We start from the raw sequence: 7,814 nt of genomic DNA, 5'->3' as shown, positions 1-7,814 counted from the left end.
GCCGGGCGGGCGGCACGGGAGCGCAGCGCGGGCACTCCACCGCCCCGCGTCCCGCCCCGCGCCGCGGCGGCGGCCGCCGCTCCGGTCCGAGCGGCCGCGGAGGCCCCCGGCACGGTGCCCGGCGAGGTGCTCGTCGCGCTTCGGCCCGGCGCCCCCGCCGACATGCCCGCCCGCCTCGCCCGGCGGGAGCGGCTGACGCTGATCGCCTCCGAGCGCTTCGGCCTGGTGCCGGTGACGCTCCACCGCTTCCGCATCCGCGACCGGCGCGGCCTCGCCGCGGTGATCGCGGCGCTCTCCACCGACCGGCACGTGGCCTCGGCCCGGCCGAACCACGTCTACGCCCTGGTCCAAGCGCCCGAACCGGCCTTCGCGGGGAGCCAGTACGCCGTGGCGAAGCTGCACCTTCCGCAGGCGCACGCGCTCGCCACCGGCCGGGACGTCGCCGTCGCGGTGATCGATTCCGGCATCGACGCCGCCCACCCGGAGCTCGCCGGCGCGGTCGCGAAGAGCTTCGACGCGCTCGCCCGCTCCGAGACGGCGCCGCCGAGCCCGCACGCCCACGGCACCGCCGTCGCCGGACTCGTCGGGGCGCGGGGACAGCTCGCCAGCGCGGCGCCGGCCTCACGCCTTCTCGCGATCCGCGCCTTCTCGGGGACGGGCGAGGCGCGGCCGAGCGGCGCGCAGGGGACCACGATCCACGTGCTGCGGGCCCTCGACTGGGCGGCCGGCGCCGGAGCGCGGATCGTCACCATGAGCTTCGCCGGGCCCGCCGATGCCTGGCTGTCGCAGTTCCTGGCGGCGGGGCTCGCCAAGGGCACGCTCTACGTGGCCGCCGCCGGCAATGCCGGGCCGGCCTCGCCCCCGCTGCATCCGGCCGCCGACCCGAGCGTCGTCGCCGTCACCGCCACCGACGCCGAGGACCGGCTCTACCCGGCCGCGAACCGGGGGGCGCATGTGGCCCTCGCGGCGCCGGGCGTCGAGGTGTTCGTGGCGGCCCCCGGCGGCGGCTACGGCTTCCTCTCCGGCACCTCCATGGCCGCGCCGCAGGTCGCGGGGATCGCGGCGATGCTCCTCCAGGCGAAGCCCGACCTGACGCCCGCCGCCCTGCGGTCCGCGCTGACCGGCAGCGCCCGCGACCTCGGCCCGCCGGGACCGGACCCTGAGTACGGGGCGGGCTTCGCGCAGGCCGACGCGGCGCTGCGGGCGGCGGGCGCCGCCCCGCCGACGATCGCCGAGGCCGCACGGCCCACCTCCGCCAGTCCCCCGCAGGGCATGGCGGAAACGGCCACTCCGCCGGCCCTGGCGAGCCCGCAAGGCCCGGCCGGGACGCCGGACGCCGTGCCGGCCACCGAGCCGCCCGGGCCGCGGCCGTGAGCCCGGCGCGAGAAAGACCCGACGCCGGGTTTGAACCGCGGGCGCCCCTCGGGCGACCAAGGATCGAACGGGACGCAGGGCGATGACGGACGGGTCGGACGAGGCGCTCGTCGCGCGGATCGCCGGGGGCGACGGGCTCGCGATGCAGGCCCTCTACGGACGCCACGCGACGCGTCTCTACCGATTCCTGGTCCGGCTCGTGCGCGACCCGACCCATGCGGAGGATCTGATGAGCGAGGTCTTCCTCGACGTCTGGCGCCAGGCCGCCCGCTACGAGGGGCGGGCGAGCGTGACGACCTGGATGCTGTCCATCGCCCGGTTCAAGGCGCTCTCGCACCTGCGCCGGCGGCCGCAGGACTCGCTCGAGCCCGAGGCCGCCGAGGCGATCGAGGACGAAGCGGACACGCCCGAGATCCTGCTTCAGAAGGTCGGCAAGGCGGAGGCGATCCGCCGCTGCCTGGCGACGCTCTCGGCGGAGCACCGGGAGGTGGTCGATCTCGTCTACTATCACGAGCGCAGCGTCGAGGAGGTGGCCGAGATCGTCGGCATCCCGGCGGGCACGGTGAAGACGCGCCTGTTCCACGCGCGCAAGCGGCTCTCCGAACAGCTTTCCGCCCGAGGCATCGACAGGGGGTGGCCATGAGCCGGGACGAGGACCGGGACACGAGTCACGATAAGGCGCCGGACGACGTCGACCTGCTGGTTCCCTGGCACGCGACGGAGCGCCTGAGCCCCGAGGAGGCGACGCGGCTCGAGGCGGCGATCGCCCGCGATCCTGCGATCGCCCGCAACCTCGCCGCCGCCCGCGAGGAGCGGGCCGAGACGGTCGCCCTCAACCAGGGGCTCGGCCTGCCGTCAGCACGGGCGCGCGAGGCGCTGTTCGCGCGGATCGCGGCGGAGGCCGGCCCGGACCGGAGGCCCGGCCTGCTGGAGCGCCTGCGCGGGGCGCTCGCCGGGCTGTCGCCGGGGGTATTGATGGGGGCGGGCGCCGCCGCGGCCCTGGTGATCGCGCTCCAGGCCGGCTTCCTGGCGCAGGCCTATCTCCACGCGCCCTCGGGGACGGGCTACGAGACGGCCTCGGCCCCCACAGTGGAGAGCGCGCGGGGGCGCTTCGCCCTCGTCGCCTTCGCGCCCGAGGCGACCGCCGGCCGGATCGAGGCGCTGCTCCGGGAGACCGGCGCGCGCATCGTCGACGGCCCCCGCCCAGGAGGGGTCTACCGGCTGCGGCTCGCAGACGAGGGCATCGCGCCGGAAGCGCTCGCGGGGCTGGTCGAACGGCTTCGGGGGAGCGGCGCGGTCCGCCTCGTCGCGCCGGAGAGCCTGCCGCCCGCGCGCTGAGCGGAGCGGCGCCCGCTCAGCGCGCCTTGTCCTGCGCGAGAGCGGCCCTGTCCGCCGCGCGTGCGGGAGCGGCCTCCGGGCGTCGTGCTCCTTCGGAGACGATGGCGAGGAGGAGCGGCAGGCCCAGCGCCGCGAGCACCGCGAGCCCGGCCAGCGCGCCGACGAGGGCGCCCGCGGCGACGCCCCGGTCCCGCCGCCGCGACGGGCGCAGAGGCCCCGGCGCGAGACGCTGGCCACGCCGCAGCCGCGCCCTCGGAGGCCGGAGCGCGCAGGACTGAAGCGCCGTCTCGGACTCGGACTCCATCGAGCCTTCGCCGGCTTCTGCCTCGCGAATCATGTCCCTGCCGCGCTGAACGGAGATGGGTCTACGAAGCGGCCCGGTTTGCGGCGAAATTCCGAATGGCAGCCCTCACGCGCCCGCGGCCGCGGCATCGATCAGCCAACTGATGCGGCCGGCGCTCGTCACGCGGGCGGCGGGCAGGTCCTCGCCCGCGGCGAGACGGGTGAGGGGCGCGCGCTTCCCCGCGCCGGTGACGAGGAACAGCACCGCGCGGGAGGCGGCGAGCGCCGGGAAGGTCAGCGTGACCCGCGGCACGAAGGGCGCGAGGCCGGGCTTCGGCACCGGCGCGGTCCAGGCGTCGGAGACGGCGAGCGCAGCGGTGCCGGGGAACAGCGAAGCGGTGTGCCCATCCTCGCCGAGGCCGAGCAGCACGAGATCGAACAGCGGCGTCGCCGGATCGGGCCGCGCCACCCCGAAGAACCCCGCGAGCGCAGCGCCGTAGCGCTCGGCCGCCGCCTCGGCGCCGCCGGCGGGATCGATGCGGTGGAGGTTCTCCGGCGGGATCGGCGCGTCGGTGCCGAAGGCCTCGGCCGCCATGCGCACGTTGCTGGACGGATCGTCCCAGGGCACGACCCGGTCGTCGCCGAAGAACCAGTGCAGGCGTCCCCAGGGCAGGCGGTCGCGCAGGGGCGGGCGGGCGAGAAGGGCGTAGAGCAGCTTCGGGGTCGAGCCTCCGGAGAGGCAGACCGCGACGCGCTCGGCCGGCGCCGTCTCGCAGGCCGAGACGAGGTGCTCCGCCGCCCGCGCCGCCACCGCGGCCGGATCGGCCAGGGTCTCGGCGTTCGGCGGCAGGACCACGCTCGCGTCCTCTCCGCTCATTTCGGCTCCTGATGGCCGCCGAAGCCCTTGCGCATGGCCGAGAGCAGCTTGTCGGCGAAGCTCGCGTGCTCGCGGGAGCGGAAGCGGGCGTAGAGCGCCGCCGAGAGCACGGTGGCCGGCACCGATTCCTCGATCGCCGCGTTCAGCGTCCAGCGGCCCTCGCCGGAATCGGCGACGAAGCCGGAGAAGGAGTCGAGCCGCTCGTCACTCGCCAGCGCCTGGGCCGTGAGGTCGAGGAGCCAGGAGGAGACGACCGAGCCCCGCCGCCAGACCTCGGCGATGTCGCCGATGTTCAGGTCGAAGCGCTGCGCCTCCGGCAATTCCTCGGCATTGGCGTGGCGCAGGATGTCGAAGCCCTCGGCATAGGCCTGCATCAGCCCGTACTCGATGCCGTTATGGACCATCTTCACGAAGTGGCCGGCCCCGCTCGGACCGGCATGGATGTAGCCCTGCTCGGCGCAGGGGTCGCGGCCCTCGCGGCCGGGCGTGCGCGGCACCGAGCCGAGGCCGGGGGCGAGCGTCGCCAGGATCGGGTCGATGCGCTGGACGGCCTCACTATCGCCGCCGACCATCATGCAGTAGCCGCGCTCGAGGCCCCAGACGCCGCCGGAGGTGCCGACGTCGACGTAGTGCAGGCCGGCCTCGCGCAGCTCCGCGGCGCGGCGGATGTCGTCCTTGTAGAAGGAGTTGCCGCCGTCGATGACCGTATCGCCCGCCTGCATCAGGCCCTTGAGCGTTCCCACCGTCTCCTCGGTGATCGCGCCCGCCGGCAGCATCACCCAGGCGGTGCGGGGCACCTCCAGCTTCGAGACGAACTCCTCCAGGCTATCGGCGCCGACCGCGCCCTCCTTCACGAGGGCCTCCACGGCCTTCGGGTCCCGGTCGTAGACGACGGCCGTATGGCCGCCCTTGAGAAGACGGCGCACGATGTTGCCGCCCATCCGGCCGAGGCCGATCATGCCGAGCTGCATGGGGTGTTCTCCGGTTCAGCCGTCGAGGCGGGCAGGGGGACCCGGCGCGCGGGACGCGCCGGGCGCCGTCGAAGTCGCTTCAGCCGACCGCCGCGGTGATCGCGGCCGCGATCCGCTTCAGGCCGGCCTCGGTGTCGCCGCCCTTGATGTGGACGCGGAGCGCCCGGCGGCCGCGCTCGGCCAGCACCGCGAAGTCGCCCCGCGCCTGGGCGGCGATGACCGTGCCGAAGCCGAGCTTGCGCCCGGGGATGGGAAGGTCTTCGGCCGGGTCGGCGGTGATCTGCACGAAGACGCCGCTGTCGGGCCCGCCCTTGTAGGCCTGGCCCGTCGAGTGGAGGAAGCGGGGCCCGAACTCCAGGCAGGTCGCGACCCGGCGGGCGTCGCGCGCGGCCAGCCGCGCCTTCTGGAGCACGGCGTGGTGCGCCTCGTTGCGGGCGACGTAGGCGAGAAGCGCCAGGTAGTCGCCGTCCTTGAGGCGCCCGAGATGGGCTTTCAGGGCCGCGTCGAGACCTTCGGCGGCCCGGGGCAGGGCGCTTGCGTTGCCGGCATCGGCGTAGAGGGCGATGGTCTCGTCCTCGAAGAGCGGCGTCTCGGCGGGCAGCGCGCCGCTCGACTCCGCGGCCTCGAATAGCTTCTTCGTCTCGACCTTGCTGGCCTCGACGTCCGGCTGGTCGAACGGATCGATGCCGAGCACCGCGCCGGCCACCGCGGTCGCCATCTCGAAGCGGAAGAACTCCTGGGGCAGGTGCTCGACGGTCTCGAGCGCGATGCGGGCGACGGGATGGCCCTCGCGCTCCAGGTTGCGCACCGCCTCGTCCTGGCCGGCATCCGCGTGGCCTTCGAGACGCAGGTAGACGAAGAAGCGGTCGCGGCCGTAGACCGCCGGCACGCCCGCCGGCTCGCCGTCGACCGGGATCAGGCCCTTGCCCTGCTTGCCCGTCGATTCCGCGATGAGCTGCTCGGCCCAGGCGCCGAAGGAGGCGACGCCGGGCGAGGCGATCAGCGTGACCTTGTCGCGACCCTCCTTGAGCGCGGCGGTGCCGAGGGCCGCGCCGAACTGCACGCCGGGGTTCTGGGCCGGCGGAACGGCGGGGCCGCAGGAACGCACCATGGTACGGGCGGTGTCGAGCGCCTCGCGGACCTCGATGCCGGCGGCGGCGGCCGGCACCAGCCCGAAGGCCGAGAGCACGGAGTAGCGCCCGCCGATCTGCTTCACGCCGTGGAAGACCTTTCGGAAGCCGTCGGCCTGCGCCGCCTTCTCCATGGCCGAGCCCGGATCGGTGACGGCGACGAAGTGGCGCCCGGCGCGCTCGCCGACGACCTCCTTCATGCGGCCGAGGAAGTAGTCTCGGAAGACGTTGGGTTCGAGCGTCGAGCCGGACTTGCTCGCCACGATGAATAGGGTCCGGGCGAGATCGATCTGCGATTCCAGCGCCCGCACCTCGTCGGGGGAGGTGGAATCGAGGATGCGCAGGCGCGGGAAGCCCTCGCGATGGCCGTAGGTCAGCGCCAGCACCTCCGGTCCGAGGCTGGAGCCGCCCATGCCGAGCACCACGGCGTCGGTGAAGCCCTCGGCCTTCACCTCCTCGGCGAAGCGCTCGTAGGTCTCGACGCGCTCCAACTCGTCCTCGACGATGCGCAGCCATCCGAGCCAGTTCGCCTCGTCGCCGCCGGTCCAGACGGAGGCGTCGTGCTTCCAGAGCCGGCGGATGGCGCCCGACGCCCGCCACGCCTCGACCGTGCGGTCGGTCTCCTTGGCGAGCGCCTCGCTCAAGTGGAGGCTCTGGCCGTCGAGCTTCGGGCCGAGAAGCGCTGTACGCTTGCCCGCGACCGCGCCGAGCAGCTTGTCGGCGGCGTCGACGAAGAGCTGCACGCCCTCGTCCACGAGCTTGCGGGCCACCTCCTCGATGTCGATGCCGGCCCCCGCGAGCCCGGCCATCGCGGCCTCGGCGGCGGGCAGGTCGTGCGCGATGGTGGCGCGGACCTCGCCGTGGTCGCGGAAGGCGTCCATGGTGGCCGGCGGCATGGTGTTGACGGTGTTCGGGCCGATCAGCTCCTCGACGTAGAGCACGTCGGAATAGGCCTTGTTCTTGGTGCCCGTGGAGGCCCAGAGCAGGCGCTGCGCCTTGGCGCCCTTGGCCTCCAGCGCCTTCCAGGCGGGCTCGGCGTAGATCGCCTCGTAGCGCCGGTAGGCGAGCTTCGCGTTGGCGATGGCGACCTTGCCCTTGAGGGCCTCCAGCGCCGCCTTGTCGACGCCGCCGCCTGCGATCTTCTCGTCGAGCGCCTTGTCGACGAGGCTGTCGATGCGGCTGATGAAGAAGCTCGCCACGCTGGCGATCCGCGAGACGTCCTCGCCCCGGTCGGCGCGCTCCTGCAGGCCGGCGATGAAGGCGCGGGCGACCTCCTCGTAGACGCTCTGCGAGAACAGCAGCGTGACGTTGATCGAGATGCCCTCCGCCGTGAGCTGGCGGATCGCGGGGATGCCGGCGGGTGTGGCCGGAACCTTCACCATCAGGTTGTCGCGGTCGACCCACTTGTGGAGGCGGCGGGCTTCCTCCAGCGTCTCCTGCGTGTCGAGGGCGAGGTAGGGGGAGACCTCGAGGCTGACATAGCCGTCGGCGCCGTCGCTCGCCTCGTAGACCGGGCGCAGCACGTCGGCGGCGTTGCGGATGTCCTCGACGGCGAGCCCCTCGTAGAGGTCGATGACGCGGGCGTCGCCCTGCTCGGCAATTACCGCCTTGAGGGCGCCGTCATACTCGTCGGAGGCGCCGATCGCCTTCTCGAAGATCGCCGGGTTCGAGGTGACGCCGCGCAGGCCGTCGCGCTCGACGAGGGTCTTCAGCTCGCCCTTCGCGATGAAGCCGCGGGCCACGAAATCGAGCCAGACGGCCTGGTCCTGCTCGGTGAAGAGAGCCTTCAGCGCGTTCATCCGTCCCGTCCTCGCGTGGGTGTCATCGTCCCGCGCCCGGTAG

At 74.2% G+C, this 7,814-nt stretch carries 7 protein-coding genes; 3 read left to right on the top strand and 4 right to left on the bottom strand.

The genetic code is table 11. The features are described from left to right. The 3 genes from MFF04_RS08590 to MFF04_RS08580 form a co-directional block, all read left to right on the top strand. Positions 1-1,374, top strand: a 1,374-nt coding sequence (locus tag MFF04_RS08590; protein WP_238275068.1) for a S8 family serine peptidase, incomplete at its 5' end; no start/stop codon positions are given. Positions 1,375-1,456: 82 nt separating this feature from the next. Then, on the top strand, positions 1,457-2,017 hold the full coding sequence (locus MFF04_RS08585) for a sigma-70 family RNA polymerase sigma factor (RefSeq protein ID WP_238275067.1): 561 nt from the start codon (positions 1,457-1,459) through the stop codon (positions 2,015-2,017). Further along, on the top strand, positions 2,014-2,712 hold the full coding sequence (locus MFF04_RS08580) for a hypothetical protein (RefSeq protein ID WP_238275066.1): 699 nt from the start codon (positions 2,014-2,016) through the stop codon (positions 2,710-2,712). Before MFF04_RS08585 ends, MFF04_RS08580 begins: the two co-directional genes overlap by 4 nt. Before the next feature lie 16 nt (positions 2,713-2,728). Here the strand turns inward: MFF04_RS08580 and MFF04_RS08575 are convergent, their stop codons facing one another. The 4 genes from MFF04_RS08575 to MFF04_RS08560 all read right to left on the bottom strand — a co-directional run bounded on the left by MFF04_RS08575 (position 2,729) and on the right by MFF04_RS08560 (position 7,771). Continuing rightward, positions 2,729-3,016, bottom strand: coding sequence for a hypothetical protein (locus tag MFF04_RS08575; protein ID WP_238275065.1), 288 nt, complete (start codon positions 3,014-3,016; stop codon positions 2,729-2,731). A gap of 105 nt (positions 3,017-3,121) precedes the next feature. Beyond that, positions 3,122-3,871, bottom strand: coding sequence for a 6-phosphogluconolactonase (pgl, locus tag MFF04_RS08570; protein WP_238275064.1), 750 nt, complete (start codon positions 3,869-3,871; stop codon positions 3,122-3,124). Continuing rightward, positions 3,868-4,842: a phosphogluconate dehydrogenase (NAD(+)-dependent, decarboxylating) gene (gene gnd, locus MFF04_RS08565; RefSeq protein ID WP_238275063.1), complete on the bottom strand. Its 975-nt coding sequence runs from the start codon at positions 4,840-4,842 to the stop codon at positions 3,868-3,870. Before gnd ends, pgl begins: the two co-directional genes overlap by 4 nt. A 79-nt stretch (positions 4,843-4,921) precedes the next feature. Then, on the bottom strand, positions 4,922-7,771 hold the full coding sequence (locus tag MFF04_RS08560) for a bifunctional transaldolase/phosoglucose isomerase (RefSeq protein WP_238275062.1): 2,850 nt from the start codon (positions 7,769-7,771) through the stop codon (positions 4,922-4,924). Positions 7,772-7,814 lie beyond the last annotated feature (43 nt).

The organism is Methylobacterium jeotgali (genome assembly GCF_022179345.1).
In the GTDB taxonomy this organism is placed as follows: Bacteria; Pseudomonadota; Alphaproteobacteria; order Rhizobiales; family Beijerinckiaceae; genus Methylobacterium; species Methylobacterium jeotgali.
Note: the sequence above shows the minus strand (reverse complement) of the source record. Positions and strands in the feature narration are given on the sequence as shown.